The organism is Hydrogenophilus hirschii (assembly GCF_054656675.1).
The window spans coordinates 12,995-30,473 of record NZ_BAAHXQ010000002.1 but is presented as its reverse complement, the minus strand read 5'-3'; the positions used below and the strand labels follow the sequence as shown (position 1 = coordinate 30,473).

Below are 17,479 nucleotides of genomic sequence, written 5' to 3'. Positions count from 1 at the left end.
CGCTCACTCCGGCTTGCCACCCAACCAGGCGGCGATCACGGCAGGTGCCGAAGGGAAATACCAGTGGACGTAGCTTGCCGTCAATGACTCCACCCGGTAGATCGCTTCGCCGTGCGCTCCCTTGTCCCGTGGGGGGTGATATTCCGCGAAGCGCCACGGCGTCTGCGGTGGCGTTTCCCAACGGGAATAGTGAAAGGTGTGGCCTGTGAGGGTCCCTTCCGGCAGCACCAGCCGCTGCCCGCCCAATGCCGCAAGGCGCGACTGCATCACGACATGCCCCGGGAGCAATCCAGCCATCGGATATCGCTGCCCATCGAGCGTTTCGAGCGTGGTCGCCACCGCCACCATCCCGCCACATTCGGCAAGGATCGGAACCCCAGCAGCATGGGCGGCGCGAAGGCTCATGCGAAACCGCTCTGCTGCCGCCAGCTCCGCTGCGAAACGCTCGGGGTACCCCCCGGGGAGCCAGACGGCGTCGGCAGCCGATGGCACAGCCTCATTGGCAACGGGGGAAAACGGGATGAGCGTTGCCCCCAGTGCTTCAAGACATTCGCGGTTCGCTGGGTAGAGGAACGAAAACGCCGCGTCCTCTGCCACCGCGATGCGCTTGCCCGCAAGCAGCGGCGGCAGGTTCGGTGCAGGCGCATCCGGCAAATCAACCTCAGGCCAGGGAGCGTCGGCAACCCACGGCAGAATCGCGTCGGCCAATGCGTCGAGCCGCGCGTCGAGGTCGGCGATCTCAGCAGCCTGGAAAAGCCCCAGATGGCGTTCGGGCAACTGCGCCTCGGATCGCTTAGGCAACGCGCCGACGAATGCCAGCCCAGACGGCAACCGTTCGCTGAGCATTGCCGCGTGACGCGCCCCCGCGACACGATTCGCCACGACCCCCCAAACGTGCAATTCGGGGTCGAACGACGCCAACCCGTGCGCGATCGCCGCAAAGGTCTGCGCCATCTTGCCTGCGTCGATGAGCAGCAACACCGGCAATCCGAGGCGTTTTGCCAGTTCGGCCGCCGACGGATCGCCGTCGAACAGGCCCATCACCCCTTCGACGAGCACCACGTCGGCATCCCGAGCCGCACGCGCCAACCGCCAGCGCGCATCGTCGAGCCCACACATCGCAAGGTCGACGTTCTCCACCGGCGCGTCTGAGGCCGCAGCGAGCACCATCGGATCGAGAAAATCGGGACCGCACTTGAAGAGCCGCACACGTCGCCCCAGCTTGCGGTGCGCGCGCGCAAGCGCCGCGGTTACCACCGTCTTCCCCTGCCCCGACGCTGGGGCAGCAAGCAACGAAGCGATCAAAACTCCACCCCCGGCATCGCGGCAACGCCCGCCTGAAACGCATGCTTCACGAGCCGCATCTCGGTCACCGTATCGGCAGCGGCGAGCAGTTCCGGCGGCGCGCCGCGCCCCGTGATCACCACGTGCTGCATCGCCGGACGGTTGGCGAGCGCCGTCAACACCCGCTCGAGCGGCAGGTAGCGGTACTTCAGCACGATATTGAGTTCGTCGAGCACCACGAGACCAACCGTAGGGTCCGCTAGCGCCGTCTCCGCGGCGCGCCACCCTGCTTCCGCCGCCGCGACATCGCGCGCTCGACTCTGCGTCTCCCAGGTAAACCCTTCGCCGCTCACCACCCAAGTGACGTTCGCCTGCCGCCGGAAAAAGGCCTCTTCGCCCGTGTCGCTTCGCCCCTTCACGAACTGCACGACGACGGCACGCAAGCCATGACCGAGCGCCCGCGCCAGCAACCCAAACGCCGCGGTCGATTTCCCTTTGCCTGGCCCCGTATGGACCAACACCACACCGCGTTCGGTTTTCGCCGCAGCGATCTTCTGGTCGATTACCGCTTTTTTGCGCGCCATCCGCGCCTGGTGGCGCGCTTCGGTTGCATCGGTTTGCGTGGGCGCTGGCGTTGCCAGCGCCCGTTCGGGTGCGTCTGCCATCGTCGGGGAAATCCGGTCACGAACACGAAGCGACAATCCTACCACGCTCTCGTGACAGGAGGCGCGAGACCGTCTCCACCTGCAACCCAGTGATCGCGGCGATGTCGCGCAGCCTTGGCCACGGCGCCCCCGGTGCAGCACGGTCGAGCAGCCTGCGCAACCGTTGGAGCCGCGCGAGCGCCGAACCTGAGCGCAAGAGCGCCCCTTCGTGCGCCCGTTCGGCCTGGCGCAAATAGTGCGTCGGTAGCAGCGGTGCCGCGCTCCACGAGGTGAGCACCGTACGGGTGAGCGCAACCGCATCGAACGCATACGTGCCGAAGAGTTGCGCCTCCACCCCGATGAGGTCACCACCGTAAGCAAGCATCACGAACCGCTCGGCAGCACTCAGACGACCATCGTCGGGCTGAAAGAGCGCAACGATTCCCCGCTCGACGCGCCACGTCGGGCCAGCGTGCTTCGCGGCCCAAAGAGGCACGCCGCGTTCGACGTGGCGCGTAGCGTGCGTCTCCTTCTGCTGCGAAGGATGAGCGGGTATGCCAGCTGCGACCGACTCGACCGACCCCCCAAGAAGCGCTTCAACGCTGAGGCCCATGGCCAAGCCCTCCGTGCGACATCGGGCGCCCCATCCGCCCCAGCGGGCGGACTTCCGCCTCGATATCGACGTCCAATCGCTCTCCGTTGGCCGTGGTAAACGTCAAGGTCAGGGGAACCTTCTGCCCCACCTCGACCGCTTTCGGCAAATCGATCAACATCACGTGGTAACCACCGGGCTCGAGCGCAACCGTCTGCCCAGCTCCAATCGCCAAGCCATTGGGGAGCGCGCGCATCTGCATGCGGTCGCCTACCATCTTCATTTCGTGGATCTCCACCACCGGGGCAACCGGTGTCTTGCCGCCCACCAGCGTCACCGCTTCGTGCGCGGTGATTTGCAGGAACGCGCCGGTGGCTTTCTGACCAGGTACCGTTGCCCGTACCCACGGGTCGGTTATCGTCACCGGCGCTTGTGCGTGTGCCGTGGCGGTCACCCCAGCCACTGCGCCAACCACCAGCCAAGCCAACAGATTACGGCGAACCACAAAACGTGTCATTTCCACGGCAAATCCTTTCCTCGTTCCGGGTAGGGTTTGCACACCCACCCAATCGTCACTCACGGCGCCTCGGCCAACAACCGCGCGACGTCCTCAGAGAACTCCTTCGCACCCATCGCATGCGGCACGGCCAAGCGCAATTTCCCTTTCGGGTCGTAAACGAACGTGGTTGCCGTGTGGTCCATCGTATAACTCGCACCCGTAGGCACCTTGCGGTAAAAAACACGGAACGCCTTGGCGGTGGCTTCAAGCGTTGCTGCATCGGGCGGAATCAACCCGACGAACGCCGGATCGAACGCATTCAGGTACGCACGAACCACCTCCGGTTTGTCGCGTTCGGGATCGACAGTCACGAACACCACGCGAAAGCGTTCGCCCTGCGCGCCCAAAAGGCGTTTCACCTCGACGGCACGCGCAAGCGCCGTTGGGCAGACGTCCGGACATTGAATGAAACCGAAATAGAGCGCCACCACCTCACCGCGAAAATCGGCAAGGCGGCGCACCTTCCCTTCGGTATCCGGCAACGCGAAATCACGCCCGAATTCGGCACCTGTGATCTCTTGGGCGTGAAACGCCGGTCGATCCGAACAGGCAGTAAGCACTACCGCACAGACCACCCATACGATACGGCGGCACGTGACGAAGAAACGTCCCATTGCGTACTCCGCTGATACGATGACTCCACGACAACCTCAACGATCGCAGTATCAACGGGGTGGCGCGCGCACCGGGGGGAGGCGATGCGCGATCGCATCGACAAAAACGAAATAAAAGGCGACAGGCAGCGTCGCGACGGTGACAACCCTCCCCCATGGCGCGACCCATGGCGACGCAATGCCTGGGTGGGTCGTTGCAAGAAGACAGTATCCGCACGCCGCGAAAGGATCGTGATGGTCGTGTGCGGCGCTGGGGATTCGCGATGGCACCCCGATCGCCGCACCAGAATCGTCACCGACCAAGAGGCAGCCGTCGGCAGAAACGTGTTGCGCCTGCACTTCCCACGACACCAGTGGGAAGAACGCAGTCAGGCACCACCACAGGGCAACCAACAGCGCAGCGTTTCGACGATTCATGGTTCAAGTATAGCCGAAGCGATCGAGATGCGACATTGACCAGAATCAACAAACAGCAACAAACGAGTTGATCGCTGTCAATTGCTTGCGTTCGGCGCTCTTCTCACAATATCGCACTGCAATTCGATTACTGGAGCGCATTGATGCGTAGGCACCTCATTATCACCTTCTTAGCAGCGGTCTCTCTGCCTGCTGCAGCCCAACAGACGCTTCCTGCGATCACGGTCACGGACAAGGCGATCGAAGACGGCGGCAACGCGCTCGCCTTGACCCCGGAAACAATCCGTTCGCTGCGCGCTCGGTATCAGACCACCGCAGCGCTTTTCCGCGAATTACCTGGCGGCTCAATCCTGGCTGGCGGAGCCCTTTCGCCGCTACCGGTGGTGCGCGGACTGGCCGACGAACGGCTGCGGGTAACGATCGACGGTGCGGATCTCACCGCAACCTGCCCCAACCATATGAATACGCCGCTCTCTTATATCGCGCCAACGAGCATCGAACAGCTCACCCTCTACCCGAGCGTCACCCCCGTTTCGGTGGGTGGCGACGCGATCGGCGGCGCGGTGGTGGTGGAACGGCGCAAAGCGCCATTCGCGAGCGACTCAACGCCCGTTCGTGGTGGCGAAGCGGGCGCCACCTACCGCAGCAACGGCAACGGCAAAGCGGTCGACTTCGCCGCCTGGTACGGCACCGAGACCTTCGCAGCACAATACCAGGGCAGTTTTGCCGAAAGCGACAACCTGCGCGCTGGCGGCCCCTTCAAAAACTACCGCTTTACCGGACGGCTTGGCCACACCTTGGATACCGACGCAATCGGCTCCACCGCCTACCAGGTTCGCAACCACGCCGTCGATTTCGGCTGGAAGAGCGGCGAACACGAGGTACGTGCCGAAGTGGGGCTGCAGCAGCAACCCTACCAGCTCTACCCCAACCAACGGATGGATCTTTTGGACAACGAGGAGAAGCGTGCCGCGTTGACCTACCGCGGCCGTTTCGCCTGGGGAGAGCTCGAAGCACGGCTCTACCATGAAACGGTCGACCACTTCATGGATTTCGGCGCAGACAAACGCTACTGGTACGGGATGGCGTCCGGTGGCCCGACGGCGTTTGACGGTTCCCCGTGCGCCCCCCTCGGCCCGACCTGCGCCGCTGGAATGCCGATGTACGCCTCGAGCACCACCGACGGCGCGAAGATCAAAGCAACGGTCGCACTCGATGATGCGTCACTCGTGCGCGTGGGCGGAGAGTGGAACCGCTACACCCTGGACGACTGGTGGCCCCCTTCGGGTGGTGGGATGTGGCCCGACACCTTCTGGAACATCCGCAACGGTGTGCGGGAACGGACCGCGCTCTTCACCGAATGGGAACGCGCCCTCTCGCCCACGTGGCACACCACGCTCGGGGTGCGCGTCGAGCGCGTCACCACCGACGCCGATCCGGTACACGGTTACGCCAACAGCGACGGCACCGCGCCAGGCTTCACTTATCAACTGCGCGACAGCACCGCGTTCAATACGAGCGACCGCTCCCGCAGCGACACCCTCTGGAACCTGGTTTGGTCCAACAGTTGGCAACTCTCGCCGGAATGGAGCGCAGTGCTCGACCTGGCGCATCAGAGCCGCGCACCGAGCCTCTATGAGCGCTACCCGTGGAGCACCTGGCAAATGGCGGCGCTCATGAACAATTTCGTCGGCGACGGTAACGGCTACATCGGCAACCTCGATCTGAAGCCGGAGCAGGCCTACACTGCTGCAGCACGCCTGGCTTGGCAAGCAAGCGACCAAGGGTGGCGCATCGAGTGGCGCCCCTACCTCACCGTGATCGAAGACTACATCGACGCCGTGCAGTGGGACGCCACCGCCAACGCCCCCCGCGCCACCCCCGTCACCAACCGGTTCACGGTACTCAAATATGTGAACCAACGGGCGAAGCTCTACGGGCATGAGTTGACGCTACGCGGGCCCCTTGCCCGCAACGGCTGGGGCGCTTGGGCGTTTGCCGCAACGCTCGCGTGTAGCCGCGGCAGCAATACCGAAACGGGCGACAACCTCTACGGGGTGATGCCGCGCAACGTCAAGCTCACGCTTGACCAGACGCGTGGGCAGTGGCAACAGCGTTTCATCGTCGAAGCGGTCGAACGCAAATCGCGGACCAACCGCATACGCAACGAAATTCCGACAGCGGGCTACGCGCTGCTTCACTGGCAAGGGAGCCTGACGCTCTCCAACGCCGTGACGTGGCATTTCGGCATCGACAACGTGTTCGACCGCTCTTACGCCCACCCGCTTGGCGGCGCCTACATTGGTCAAGGGACGACGATGACCAACCCGACGCCCCCCAACGTGCCGCAGTGGGGTACCCCAGTCCCTGGCCCTGGGCGTACCCTGTGGACCAGTCTGCGCGTGCGCTTCTGAACACGCACAGGCAGCGCATGCCGATGGTATGCTTCATCCCATGACCGCATGGCACAACCGACAGCGAACCGCAGGGGCGCTCCTCAGCCTATCGCTCGTAGGCGGGGCGGCGCTTTCTGCGGGCGCGCTTGCTCCTACCCCAACCCCCCTGGCTCCGCCCCGTGCCGTAACGCTTTCCGTCGGTTGGGTTACTGCCCCTGCACCAGGGCCTACGACCGAATCTGCCGTAACAAACCAAAATGGCGCGTCCGCCGCGTCCCGTCCTGCATCTGAACCGACGCCCGAACCTGCACCTGAACCTACCGCAACCCCTGCATCCGAACCCATGCCAAACGCAGCCCCTGAACCGGTCGCGAAAACCCAAGTTGCTGCTCCCCTTACACCCAACTCGTTCCCGAAACCCGCCAATCGCCGGGAACGTCCGCCGCGAAAAGAGCAACCCGCGCGCCCTGTCGAACAGCCGGTGGTGGCGCGTCAGACGTCATCGATCGCCACTTCTGCACTTGTCCCCCCCATTCCCTCCAAGAAAGCGCCACCGGCCGACGCGGAGACGGCTGCCGAGCCAACCCCCTCAGCTACGCTGGAAGCCCACCCTGCTGCCGCAACCCACGGGAACGATCCTGCGGCAGCAGCAGCAGCACCTCTGGCAGCGCCCTCTCCTGCAGCACCCGCGCCAACGCCCCCCGAGCCAGCAAACGCTGAGCTCAAAGTCTTTTGCACCCATCGCCCGCCCCCTCCCTACCCGCTCGTGGCGCGGCGGCTCGGAATAGAGGGGGTAGTCACCCTGCGCGTGACCCTCACCGGGGCGGGAACGATCGTTGCCGCCGAGATCGACCGAGAACGCTCCTCCACCGACCATCCCGCGCTTACCGCCGCCGCGTTGAAAGCGGTGCGCCAATGGCGCTGCGCCCTGCCGAGAGCATCTCAGGATCGGACTGTGACCGTCTGGCAACCCTTTCGTTTCCAGTTACACTCCGGGTAACATCGTGAGCGAACCGTTCATGCCGCTTGCCTTTTTTGCGCACCCCTTTTTCGCCCGCCTCGATGCCGTGGGGTGGATAGTTTTAATCGTTCTCGTGCTCCTCTTCTTTGCAACCGTAGCGATCATCGGCGCGCGGCTCTGGCTGGCCACACGCGAGCGGCCGTTCGTTCGCGCGTTTCGCGCTGCTTTTGCCGAAGTCGACAGCCACGCGGCGCTGAGCGCGCTGGTTGCGCCGCGCGAGGCGACGCATCACCCTTACGGGCGGCTGGCGCACGCGGCGCTCGACGCCTGGCGTACCGCCAGCCACCGGGCGATGCTCCACCGCAGCGAATGGCTCTACCGGGCGTTGCAAACACAGCTCGAACGCGAAGTGGCCGAGCAGGAGTGGGGCCTGACCCTTCTTGCCACCGCGGCCAACACCGCCCCCTATATCGGCCTTTTCGGTACCGTCTGGAGCATCTACCACGCTTTGAGCACGATCGCGATCGCCGGCGAAGCGTCGCTTGCCGCCGTTGCCGGGCCGGTTGGGGAGGCGCTCATCATGACCGCGGTGGGGCTGGCGGTAGCGATCCCCGCGGCGATTGCCCACAACCTCTTCGGCCGCGCCAACCGCTTGGTGATCCCAGAGCTGGAGGCCTTTGCCCACGCCTGCTACCTGCTGCTCTTAGCGGAAAACGAAGAACAGCCTCCTCGAACACCATGAAGCACCGCTCGTTGCCGTTCCTGACCGTAAAGCGCCGAATCACGGCAAACCCGACGATCAATATCGTCCCGCTCGTCGATGTGCTTCTGGTGCTCCTCGTGATCTTGCTCGTCACCGCTCCCGCCCTTTTGCACGCGGTCCGTACGAAACTGCCCCACGCCGATGCCGAACCGGCAACGCCACCGCAAGAAGCGATCATTTTGACGCTGACCGCATCGGGAACACTGCTCTGGAACGGCGAACCGCTCCCCCGCGAGGTACTTCCAAAACGGTTGGCAGCGCTCGTTGACGGTGCACAACCCAGCGCACCACCTCCGGTGCTGCTTGCGGTGGAACGCACGGTGCCGTTCGAAGCCGCGGCACAATTGATGGTGGCCCTCACACAAGCCGGAATCACGGACGCACGGTTTTTGCTCGACCCTAACTCACCATGAAGACGCTGGGGGTTTCGACCTCTACGAGGGCGTTGCTGCCCTGTTTTTTCGGGCGACAACTACGATTCCCAATACCCCCACTAGGAACATCAAGAGAAGAGCTGCCTGCGCCATTAAGCTTTCCCAAGTAGGGAAAATTCCCAAGTAAAGTTGCAGAAAAGTCGACTCCGGGAAATGAGGGACAGGAGTTGATTCGATAACTCCTGCGGTTTGCAGTCCCCGCATTCCGAAACCAGTAAACACCAATGCAAGAATCATAAGCAAGATACCGGTCGCCGCAAAGAACTTCTCGATAGGCAACTTTCTACCCAATTTCAATAGCAGCCACGCGATGAAAATCGTCCCCGCGACACCGATCAGAAAACCGGAAAACACCCAAAACGGAGGGCTATCGAGCAGCAGCGCTTCGTAAAAAAGTACCGTCTCGAACCCTTCCCGGAAGACGACAAAAAACTGAGCATTCCTACCGCAAACAAATGACCGTCTGACACTGACTGCTGGATCTTTCCTGAATCCGTGGTCACCAAAGTCGAAACCTTTCCTGTGAGCTGTCCGGCATGAAATTTTTGCCGGACAGACCGATTCATTGTCATGCCGACCATCTTTTCGGGGGTGATGGACCCGTATTTGCCCGCAAAAGTCGGCCTTGTCGGGACGGCGTTACGTCATATTGCAGCTTTCAGGCGAAGGGCTACCTTCCACCGCAGCGGAATCCGTCCTTGGGGTGGGTTTCAGCCCGACCATCGTCATGGCGATGCCGCTCGCAACAATCGCTGCTGAAGCGCGACGAACACCTGCACATGGCCGGCAAATCCGCGGCCAAAGTCGAGAATGAGTTTTCTGGCATGTGCCACAAACTTCGCCGCCCGGTACATGATCTCCTGCAACACCGTCTTGAGCCTTCTGCGCTTGGCCGGGTGGCGAATGGGCGCAATCTCGCCGGTCAGGCCCAATTGGCCAAGGAGGCGCAGGCAGTTGTAGGCGAATGCCCCCAGATGCAGGATCACGTCGTTGGTGTCGAACTTGCCCGACGGCAACCGTTCCAGATCAAGGTCAGATTTGATCTCGGCATGGAACTGTTCGTGTGTGCCGTGATACCGGTAGTGCTCGATCACCTCCACAGCCGGCAGGGTGAGGCTCGTCCACCAGCCTTCGATCTCAATGTCCGGCACCAGCAGGTGTTGTCCCTTCTTGTCGATGGTGCGCTCGGTCACCCGCACGATCAGCCGGAAGGTGCGCTTTTGTTTCTGCCAGGCGCGCTCGACCTGGAGGTCGAGAAGTCCCACCCGCTTGCCTGGTCGGGTCACTTCAAAGGCGTTCGCTTCCTCGGCCCGCTTGACCCAGGCCGTTCTGTCCTGCTTTCTTGGGTTCCACTTCGTGACGAATTCCAATACGCGCCCATCACGCGCCCAGGCGTCGCGTTCTTCCGCTTTGGCGAACAGCAGTCGCGCGCTGTCAAAGCCGCTGTCTTCGACCATCAGGACGGGTTGATCCGCCCTGACCAAACGCTTGACCCGAGGAAACGCCCGTTCGTAGAAGTACTCGGTCTCGAGCGCCGAATGCCAGTTCCCGGCACGCAGTTCCAGTCCCATGTTCCAGCCTTCGTTGCCCAGGTAGCCCGCAATCGGGCAATAGCCATCAACGCCTTGGTAGGTGTGGCCGACGTCCTCCTTCTTGGTATCGCTGTTGTCCATGACGAAGGTGTCGATCTCGAAGCGCACGAATCCTTTGTGCGGCGTGATCGGCGCTTTTGTCCTCTCCAGCAGGCGCACCGACAGCTCGTCCGTCCGCTCCCGCAACTCGCCGGCCTTGGCGTCGAGTCGCTGGCGCATCCAGGCACTGCTCGGCACCTTCGACAGCCCCAGCGCTTCCTTGAAGAAGCGATCCTGCCGAAACGGCTCGATGGCTTCGAAGTCGCTCTTGCCCAGACTGAGCAAGCCAGTCATCGCCTTGACCAAGTCGGAGGTCTTCATGCCTTGCGATACCGGCAAGCGCGGATCGATCACGGCTTCCACCTGCGCCGCCTCGCAGCATTGCCCAATCAGCGCCAGGCCGGAGTAAGAGGTCAGATTCAGCTTCGCGGATTGACGGACTTCAAAGCGGGGCATGATCAGTTGGGTGAAGAAGGAAGATGCCGTATTCTATCAATAAATCATATGGTTGCAATTGATCGGGGACAGGTTTCCCACGGATTCAGGTCTTTGTTTGAACGAAACGCACCCACTGCACGACATAAGTCTTATGAAAAATCCAATGCGTGACATATACCAAAACTGCAGCAGCCAATAATGCGGTGACCCCTTCGAGCAACTCTCTTTGCATCGTCGTTATGGTAACGATATGTTCAGCAAGCAGCCAAAGCGCAAAACTGGCGAGCACGGCAAGTGATACCCCACCCCACACGTAGGGCGTGTACTCGTTTCCTTGCATCGTTCTCAGAACACCGAGCAACGCCCCAATCACCAAAACCGCTTCGAGACCTTCTCGAATCATGATCGCCAGAGACTGCAACAAAACTGCCAACGGACTGGCTTGGGCGCTCAATCGCGCTCTGCCTTCGTTCAACTCCTTTTTGAGTGCTGCAATGTGCTCCCTTAAGGACACGCTGAACAAATCAGCATTTTACTGGAAATGAGCGAGAGTGACCGTATCCCTTCGACATTCACACCTCGGTGGGCAAGAAATGTCTTTTTTGCCGCCATTTTCGGCTGGCTTTCGCCCCGTTTCTCGGCGAATTTCCTCATTTCGCCTCTCTCAGGACGCACCTTGGGCGTTGAGCGCAAACGGTTGTGTACCATCCTTTCTGTAAATTCCGTTTAGTGCCTCTGGCAGGAAGCGCGCGGCGCTCGGTCTGACGCCATGACTTCGAGAAAGGAGTATGCCCATCATGGCGATGCGTGTCGAAACCAATCCTTTGGAAATGGCTTATGCTGTGTTGCTCGAACACGGACTGGAGGGTGCCGGCAAGGCTCTGCGCATCCTCGTCAATGAAGCCGCCAAGATCGAACGATCCCAGTTCCTTGGAGCGGCGCCCTATGAACGTAGTGAGCGACGGCGTGACTACGCCAACGGGTACAAACCCAAGACGGTACTCACCCGCCTTGGTGAGCTGACCTTTCAGGTGCCCCAGGTGCGTTGCGGCGACTTCTACCCTTCTGCCCTCGAAAAAGGCACCCGCACCGATCAGGCGGTGCATCTGGCCCTGGCCGAGATGTACGTCCAGGGGGTCTCCACCCGCCGGGTGATCGAGGTACTGCAGCGCCTGCTGGGGCCGGAGATTTCGCTCTCCACCGCCCAGGTGAGCCGTGCCGCCGCCAGGCTCGACGAGGGGCTTGCGGCCTGGCGCGAGCGTCCTCTGGGCGAAGTGCCCTATCTCTTTCTGGATGCCCGTTACGAGAAAGTGCGGCTGGAAGGGCGAATCGTCGATTGTGCCGTCTTGATCGCCGTCGGCGTCGATGCGACGGGCAAACGGCGGGTGCTCGGTTGCACGGTGGCCACGTCGGAAGCCGAGATCAATTGGCGACGTTTCCTGGAATCCCTCCTTGCCCGCGGTTTGCACGGGATCAAGCTCATCATCGCGGATGATCATGCGGGCCTCAAAGCTGCCCGCAAAGCGGTGTTCCCTTCTGTTCCCTGGCAGCGTTGCCAGTTCCATCTGCAGCAAAACGCCGGCCAGTTCGTCACCCGACAGGAGGCGAAAAAGCACGTCGCCGCGACACTGCGCGCGATCTTCAATGCTCCGGACAAGGCAGAAGCCGAGCGGCTTTTGAAAGCCGCCCTGGACACCTGGCGCAAGGAGCATCCGAAACTGGCCGAGTGGGCCGAAACCGCGATTCCTGAATCCCTGACGGTGTTCGACTTCCCCGCTGCGCACCGTATCCGTTTGCGTACCACCAACGGGCTGGAACGCATCAACCGGGAACTGCGACGACGCACCCGAGTGGCCAGCATCTTCCCCAACATGGATTCCTGCCTGCGCCTGGTCTCGGCGCTGCTGGCCGAACTCGACGACGAGTGGATGACCGGCAAGGTCTATCTCAACCTCAACCCGTAACCCCGGCGTCATGACCAACACCACGGAAATTTACAGAAAAAAGGTTGCACAACCAGCGCAAACAATTGCCGCTTGGCGATCAGCAGATTCGCCAACCCAAAGAGCGTGTAGAGCTGCGCAGTGTTCTTCGCCAATCCCTTGTAGCGTACCTTCTTCATGCCGAAGAGGTTCTTGACGATGTGAAACGGGTGCTCGACCTTGGCACGCACGCTTGCCTTGAGTTGCTCGATCTTGTCGATCAACCTGCCCATCGCCGTCTTCGGCAGCGCCTTGCGTTTGCCCGGACGCATCGCAACTTCCCATCGAACCTTGCCGTTGCGGTTCTCTTGCCGCTTCTCGACGCCCTGGTAGCCCGCATCGCCAAAGGCCACTTTCTCTTCTCCATGCAGCAGGGCATGGGCTTGGGTGACATCATTGGTGTTGGCCGGGGTGGTCACCAGCGTGTGGGTGATGCCGGTTTCGGCATCGACGCCAATGTGGGCTTTCATGCCAAAGTACCACTGATTGCCCTTCTTGGTTTGATGCATTTCCGGATCGCGCTTGCCGCTTCGGTTCTTGGTCGAGGACGGTGCGGCGATGATCGTGGCATCAACGACCGTGCCTTCCTTGAGGATCAAACCCTTCTGCGCCAGCACGGTATTGATGGCAGCAAAGATGCGCTCGGTCAGATGGTGCTTTTCCAGCAGGCGGCGAAACTTGAGCAGGGTGGTGGCATCGGGCGCAGACTCCCGCGACAGGTCGATGCCAACGAAGCGCCGGATGGCCTGGCTGTCGTAGATGGCGTCTTCGATCCCTTCATCGGACAATCCGAAGCACTGCTGGGCAATATACATGCGCAGCATGCGTTCCACGCCAATCGGCGGCCGGCCTCGTCCGGTTCCCTTCGGGTAGAACGGTTCGATCTCAGCCACCAGCGCCGACCAAGGCGTTACCGCATCGATTTCGGCAAGAAACCGGTCGCGCCGCGTCACTTTCTTCTTGCTCGCATATTCCAGTTCGGAAAAGCTCGCTTGCATCGTCAAGTGCCTATCAAATGTCAGTACTTCAATTGTCGCATGTCAGGGATGAGTTCGGCCCATCGATCTGCGAATAAATCAGTGTGTCCTTAACCGTTGCGCATCCGCTCGTTCGGCGATGAGCCGTTGCAGCCCAGGACGATCGGCACTGCCCTCCCAAAACGATCGTTCCAGCGCCACCACCAACGACGGCGCACGCGGCATGAGGTACTGTTCGATATCGGGATCGAAGAACGCATACGCTTCAAGCCGCTTCATCTCCGCCTCTTCCCACCGCTGCGCAGCCGCCAATTCGGGAATCTGGTCCAACGTTTCGAATAACAGAGGGAAAACCGAACGCCAGTCGCGCTTTATTTCCACAGCAGCAAATGCCTTGTGCACCAAGTCAGCGGCTTCGTGACTGAGTGTCGTGATGCGCCCGCCGTCTCCTTTGTTCAAAATGACTGTTTTCATCTCGGCAAATAGTGCGCGCAACTGCGCCACCGTTTCTGGCGTCATTTCACCCTGCAAGCTACCCAAAAGCTGCTCAGCGCGATCGCGAAACACAACTGCCTCACGCCTGAATCCGTGGGAAACCTGTCCCCGATCAATTGCAACCATATGATTTATTGATAGAATACGGCATCTTCCTTCTTCACCCAACTGATCATGCCCCGCTTTGAAGTCCGTCAATCCGCGAAGCTGAATCTGACCTCTTACTCCGGCCTGGCGCTGATTGGGCAATGCTGCGAGGCGGCGCAGGTGGAAGCCGTGATCGATCCGCGCTTGCCGGTATCGCAAGGCATGAAGACCTCCGACTTGGTCAAGGCGATGACTGGCTTGCTCAGTCTGGGCAAGAGCGACTTCGAAGCCATCGAGCCGTTTCGGCAGGATCGCTTCTTCAAGGAAGCGCTGGGGCTGTCGAAGGTGCCGAGCAGTGCCTGGATGCGCCAGCGACTCGACGCCAAGGCCGGCGAGTTGCGGGAGCGGACGGACGAGCTGTCGGTGCGCCTGCTGGAGAGGACAAAAGCGCCGATCACGCCGCACAAAGGATTCGTGCGCTTCGAGATCGACACCTTCGTCATGGACAACAGCGATACCAAGAAGGAGGACGTCGGCCACACCTACCAAGGCGTTGATGGCTATTGCCCGATTGCGGGCTACCTGGGCAACGAAGGCTGGAACATGGGACTGGAACTGCGTGCCGGGAACTGGCATTCGGCGCTCGAGACCGAGTACTTCTACGAACGGGCGTTTCCTCGGGTCAAGCGTTTGGTCAGGGCGGATCAACCCGTCCTGATGGTCGAAGACAGCGGCTTTGACAGCGCGCGACTGCTGTTCGCCAAAGCGGAAGAACGCGACGCCTGGGCGCGTGATGGGCGCGTATTGGAATTCGTCACGAAGTGGAACCCAAGAAAGCAGGACAGAACGGCCTGGGTCAAGCGGGCCGAGGAAGCGAACGCCTTTGAAGTGACCCGACCAGGCAAGCGGGTGGGACTTCTCGACCTCCAGGTCGAGCGCGCCTGGCAGAAACAAAAGCGCACCTTCCGGCTGATCGTGCGGGTGACCGAGCGCACCATCGACAAGAAGGGACAACACCTGCTGGTGCCGGACATTGAGATCGAAGGCTGGTGGACGAGCCTCACCCTGCCGGCTGTGGAGGTGATCGAGCACTACCGGTATCACGGCACACACGAACAGTTCCATGCCGAGATCAAATCTGACCTTGATCTGGAACGGTTGCCGTCGGGCAAGTTCGACACCAACGACGTGATCCTGCATCTGGGGGCATTCGCCTACAACTGCCTGCGCCTCCTTGGCCAATTGGGCCTGACCGGCGAGATTGCGCCCATTCGCCACCCGGCCAAGCGCAGAAGGCTCAAGACGGTGTTGCAGGAGATCATGTACCGGGCGGCGAAGTTTGTGGCACATGCCAGAAAACTCATTCTCGACTTTGGCCGCGGATTTGCCGGCCATGTGCAGGTGTTCGTCGCGCTTCAGCAGCGATTGTTGCGAGCGGCATCGCCATGACGATGGTCGGGCTGAAACCCACCCCAAGGACGGATTCCGCTGCGGTGGAAGGTAGCCCTTCGCCTGAAAGCTGCAATATGACGTAACGCCGTCCCGACAAGGCCGACTTTTGCGGGCAAATACGGGTCCATCACCCCCGAAAAGATGGTCGGCATGACAATGAATCGGTCTGTCCGGCAAAAATTTCATGCCGGACAGCTCACAGGAAAGGTTTCGACTTTGGTGACCACGGATTCAGGTCCCAGGATTGCCCGCATCGAGAATCAAATCGTATTGCGCCAACGTCGGTATCCCTGCCACGATCCCTTCCACCTCTTCATAGTTGTTGTGCGCGGATAACCACGCTTTTTTCATTTCACTTACCCAACCGACAACATTCGGACGATCCTTTTGCCAAAGCGCTCCGTAGTCGAAACGGAAGGTCTTGCTTGCTTGGTAATACCGTTCGGCAGCATTTGAAAGTTTTTTGCTGTTTTCCAACATTCGAGTAGCATGCTCGACCATATACGTCTTTACCGCATCCATCCCCTGCTCTGCGTGCACAACGGTTACTGTCGAAAAACAGGCGACCGTAACGAATACCCCCATCGCAAACCGCTGTAACGTGCAACCACTCATCACTTCTTCTCCTCTGCCGCCGATCGGATCAATGACGCCAATGATAGTAGTTCTCATTTTCGATGTCAAGAGACTTCCTGTGCTACGCTTGTGTTGACTCCAACACGACAAATCCTGATAATTACCGCACGCGTGACGATAGTGGCCAATTGGCCACACGGGAAGTCCGGTGCAAATCCGGCGCAGCCCCCGCTACTGTGAGCCTGACTGACGCGACACGATGCCACTGGAGCAACCGCTCTGGGAAGGCGTCGCGGCAGGGCGACGGCAAGCCAGGAGACCGATCGTGACGCGCAAACCCAACTGCGCCGCGGGGTGACGGCACGTGGGATAGCGTCATCGTACTCCGTATTCACGGTTTCGCTGTTTCCCCCGAGCGCAGAATTTTCGTAACGGCATGGCTCGGAGGGAAGCACGATGCATATCGAACCTGGACTCTTGACCGGGGCCAAGATGGCCCTCTCCTACCTCACTGGCACGGCCACACTCTTCGGCGCGGCGCGCTCTGTCTGGACGACGCTGTTCGTTTCCGAACGCGTGGTTCCAACGTTTGCACACCTCCTGCGCTTTTGGGTGCGCAGCGCATGTGCGTTCGCGATCGCATTTGCGGCGTTCGAACTGCTGCCACACCCCGCGGTGGGCGTTTCCGAAGTGCACCTCATCTTGGGCAGCACGCTCTTCTTGCTCTTTGGCCTTGCCCCGGCGGCGGTCGGTTTAGCCACGGCGTTGCTCGTTCAGAGCCTCTTCTTCGCCCCGTACGATTTGCCGCAATATTTCGCGAACGTCACCACCCTTCTCGTCCCGCTCTTTGCCGTCGCGGCGGTCGCGAAACGGACCATCGCGCCGCAAACCCCCTACACCGATTTGCGCTACCGTGACGTCTTTCGTCTTTCCCTCACCTACCAGGGTGGTGTGGTGCTGTGGGTCGCGTTCTGGGCCTTCCTGGGACTGGGTGCACAAGCGTGGCAGCAGATCGCGACCTTTGGTGCTGCCTATTTGAGCGTCTTGGTGGTCGAACCGGCGCTCGATTTGGCGCTCCTTGCCGCAGCGAAACACGCCAAACCGTGGCTCGGCGAAGACACGCTCTTTACCGCTCGTCTGCATCGCGCCGCGTAACGGTCGCGCACTGGTAGGTAAC

Annotated in this window: 19 protein-coding genes and 1 riboswitch; of the genes, 7 read left to right on the top strand and 12 right to left on the bottom strand. The window is 61.2% G+C overall.

The features are described 5' to 3' along the window. Positions 1–3 precede the first annotated feature (3 nt). Genes ACYQ4Z_RS07240 through ACYQ4Z_RS07215 form a run of 6 tightly spaced genes read right to left on the bottom strand, consistent with a single transcriptional unit; the run spans position 4 to position 4,110 of the window. Positions 4–1,305 (bottom strand): cobyrinic acid a,c-diamide synthase CobB, encoded by a 1,302-nt coding sequence (locus ACYQ4Z_RS07240; protein ID WP_119335846.1) that lies wholly within the window; start codon positions 1,303–1,305, stop codon positions 4–6. Further along, entirely contained in the window at positions 1,302–1,949 is a 648-nt protein-coding gene (gene cobO, locus ACYQ4Z_RS07235) for a cob(I)yrinic acid a,c-diamide adenosyltransferase (protein WP_219971982.1), read from the bottom strand. Before cobO ends, ACYQ4Z_RS07240 begins: the two co-directional genes overlap by 4 nt. 16 nt (positions 1,950–1,965) lie before the next feature. Beyond that, the gene (locus ACYQ4Z_RS07230) at positions 1,966–2,541 is read right to left on the bottom strand and encodes a hypothetical protein (protein ID WP_459860523.1); all 576 of its coding nucleotides are present in this window, start codon (positions 2,539–2,541) and stop codon (positions 1,966–1,968) included. After that, complete coding sequence (locus ACYQ4Z_RS07225) at positions 2,525–3,037, bottom strand: copper chaperone PCu(A)C (RefSeq protein WP_285615545.1); 513 nt, start codon at positions 3,035–3,037, stop codon at positions 2,525–2,527. The genes ACYQ4Z_RS07230 and ACYQ4Z_RS07225 overlap by 17 nt, the downstream gene beginning before the upstream one ends. A gap of 59 nt (positions 3,038–3,096) precedes the next feature. Next, entirely contained in the window at positions 3,097–3,693 is a 597-nt protein-coding gene (locus ACYQ4Z_RS07220; RefSeq protein ID WP_459860521.1) for an SCO family protein, read from the bottom strand. 51 nt (positions 3,694–3,744) lie between these two features. Beyond that, the gene (locus tag ACYQ4Z_RS07215) at positions 3,745–4,110 is read right to left on the bottom strand and encodes a DUF2946 family protein (RefSeq protein ID WP_459860520.1); all 366 of its coding nucleotides are present in this window, start codon (positions 4,108–4,110) and stop codon (positions 3,745–3,747) included. Between the two features lie 143 nt (positions 4,111–4,253). On the opposite strand from ACYQ4Z_RS07215, the gene ACYQ4Z_RS07210 reads away from it, so the two are divergent. The 4 genes from ACYQ4Z_RS07210 to ACYQ4Z_RS07195 all read left to right on the top strand — a co-directional run bounded on the left by ACYQ4Z_RS07210 (position 4,254) and on the right by ACYQ4Z_RS07195 (position 8,643). Next, positions 4,254–6,524 carry a TonB-dependent receptor plug domain-containing protein gene (locus ACYQ4Z_RS07210; RefSeq protein WP_459860519.1) on the top strand — a complete coding sequence of 757 codons (2,271 nt, stop codon included), beginning with the start codon at positions 4,254–4,256 and terminating at the stop codon, positions 6,522–6,524. A gap of 325 nt (positions 6,525–6,849) precedes the next feature. Next, positions 6,850–7,506 (top strand): energy transducer TonB, encoded by a 657-nt coding sequence (locus ACYQ4Z_RS07205; protein WP_459860518.1) that lies wholly within the window; start codon positions 6,850–6,852, stop codon positions 7,504–7,506. A gap of 4 nt (positions 7,507–7,510) precedes the next feature. Next, positions 7,511–8,209, top strand: coding sequence for a MotA/TolQ/ExbB proton channel family protein (locus ACYQ4Z_RS07200; RefSeq protein WP_219971973.1), 699 nt, complete (start codon positions 7,511–7,513; stop codon positions 8,207–8,209). Continuing rightward, positions 8,206–8,643: an ExbD/TolR family protein gene (locus ACYQ4Z_RS07195; protein WP_459860516.1), complete on the top strand. Its 438-nt coding sequence runs from the start codon at positions 8,206–8,208 to the stop codon at positions 8,641–8,643. Before ACYQ4Z_RS07200 ends, ACYQ4Z_RS07195 begins: the two co-directional genes overlap by 4 nt. 21 nt (positions 8,644–8,664) lie before the next feature. On the opposite strand, the gene ACYQ4Z_RS07190 is transcribed toward ACYQ4Z_RS07195, so the two are convergent. The 3 genes from ACYQ4Z_RS07190 to ACYQ4Z_RS07180 form a co-directional block, all read right to left on the bottom strand. Further along, positions 8,665–9,207 carry an FTR1 family protein gene (locus ACYQ4Z_RS07190; RefSeq protein WP_459860737.1) on the bottom strand — a complete coding sequence of 181 codons (543 nt, stop codon included), beginning with the start codon at positions 9,205–9,207 and terminating at the stop codon, positions 8,665–8,667. A gap of 182 nt (positions 9,208–9,389) precedes the next feature. Beyond that, a complete protein-coding gene (locus ACYQ4Z_RS07185; RefSeq protein ID WP_169116535.1) occupies positions 9,390–10,751 on the bottom strand; it encodes an IS1380 family transposase in 1,362 nt (453 codons plus the stop codon). 85 nt (positions 10,752–10,836) lie between these two features. Beyond that, positions 10,837–11,247, bottom strand: coding sequence for an FTR1 family protein (locus ACYQ4Z_RS07180; protein ID WP_459860514.1), 411 nt, complete (start codon positions 11,245–11,247; stop codon positions 10,837–10,839). A 283-nt stretch (positions 11,248–11,530) separates the two neighbouring features. Between ACYQ4Z_RS07180 and ACYQ4Z_RS07175 the strand changes: the two genes are divergently transcribed. Next, positions 11,531–12,697: an IS256 family transposase gene (locus ACYQ4Z_RS07175; RefSeq protein WP_459860512.1), complete on the top strand. Its 1,167-nt coding sequence runs from the start codon at positions 11,531–11,533 to the stop codon at positions 12,695–12,697. A gap of 8 nt (positions 12,698–12,705) precedes the next feature. Here the strand turns inward: ACYQ4Z_RS07175 and ACYQ4Z_RS07170 are convergent, their stop codons facing one another. Then, positions 12,706–13,713: an IS5 family transposase gene (locus tag ACYQ4Z_RS07170; RefSeq protein ID WP_459860511.1), complete on the bottom strand. Its 1,008-nt coding sequence runs from the start codon at positions 13,711–13,713 to the stop codon at positions 12,706–12,708. Between the two features lie 78 nt (positions 13,714–13,791). Further along, on the bottom strand, positions 13,792–14,211 hold the full coding sequence (locus ACYQ4Z_RS07165) for a hypothetical protein (RefSeq protein WP_459860510.1): 420 nt from the start codon (positions 14,209–14,211) through the stop codon (positions 13,792–13,794). Between the two features lie 150 nt (positions 14,212–14,361). Here ACYQ4Z_RS07165 and ACYQ4Z_RS07160 point away from each other — a divergent pair, with 150 nt between their 5' ends. After that, positions 14,362–15,723, top strand: coding sequence for an IS1380 family transposase (locus ACYQ4Z_RS07160; protein WP_169116535.1), 1,362 nt, complete (start codon positions 14,362–14,364; stop codon positions 15,721–15,723). Positions 15,724–15,957: 234 nt separating this feature from the next. On the opposite strand, the gene ACYQ4Z_RS07155 is transcribed toward ACYQ4Z_RS07160, so the two are convergent. Further along, a complete protein-coding gene (locus ACYQ4Z_RS07155) occupies positions 15,958–16,410 on the bottom strand; it encodes a hypothetical protein (protein ID WP_459860509.1) in 453 nt (150 codons plus the stop codon). A 50-nt stretch (positions 16,411–16,460) separates the two neighbouring features. After that, a riboswitch (cobalamin riboswitch) is annotated at positions 16,461–16,644 on the top strand. A 114-nt stretch (positions 16,645–16,758) separates the two neighbouring features. On the opposite strand from ACYQ4Z_RS07155, the gene ACYQ4Z_RS07150 reads away from it, so the two are divergent. Continuing rightward, positions 16,759–17,457 carry an energy-coupling factor ABC transporter permease gene (locus tag ACYQ4Z_RS07150; RefSeq protein WP_459860508.1) on the top strand — a complete coding sequence of 233 codons (699 nt, stop codon included), beginning with the start codon at positions 16,759–16,761 and terminating at the stop codon, positions 17,455–17,457. Positions 17,458–17,479: the final 22 nt, after the last annotated feature.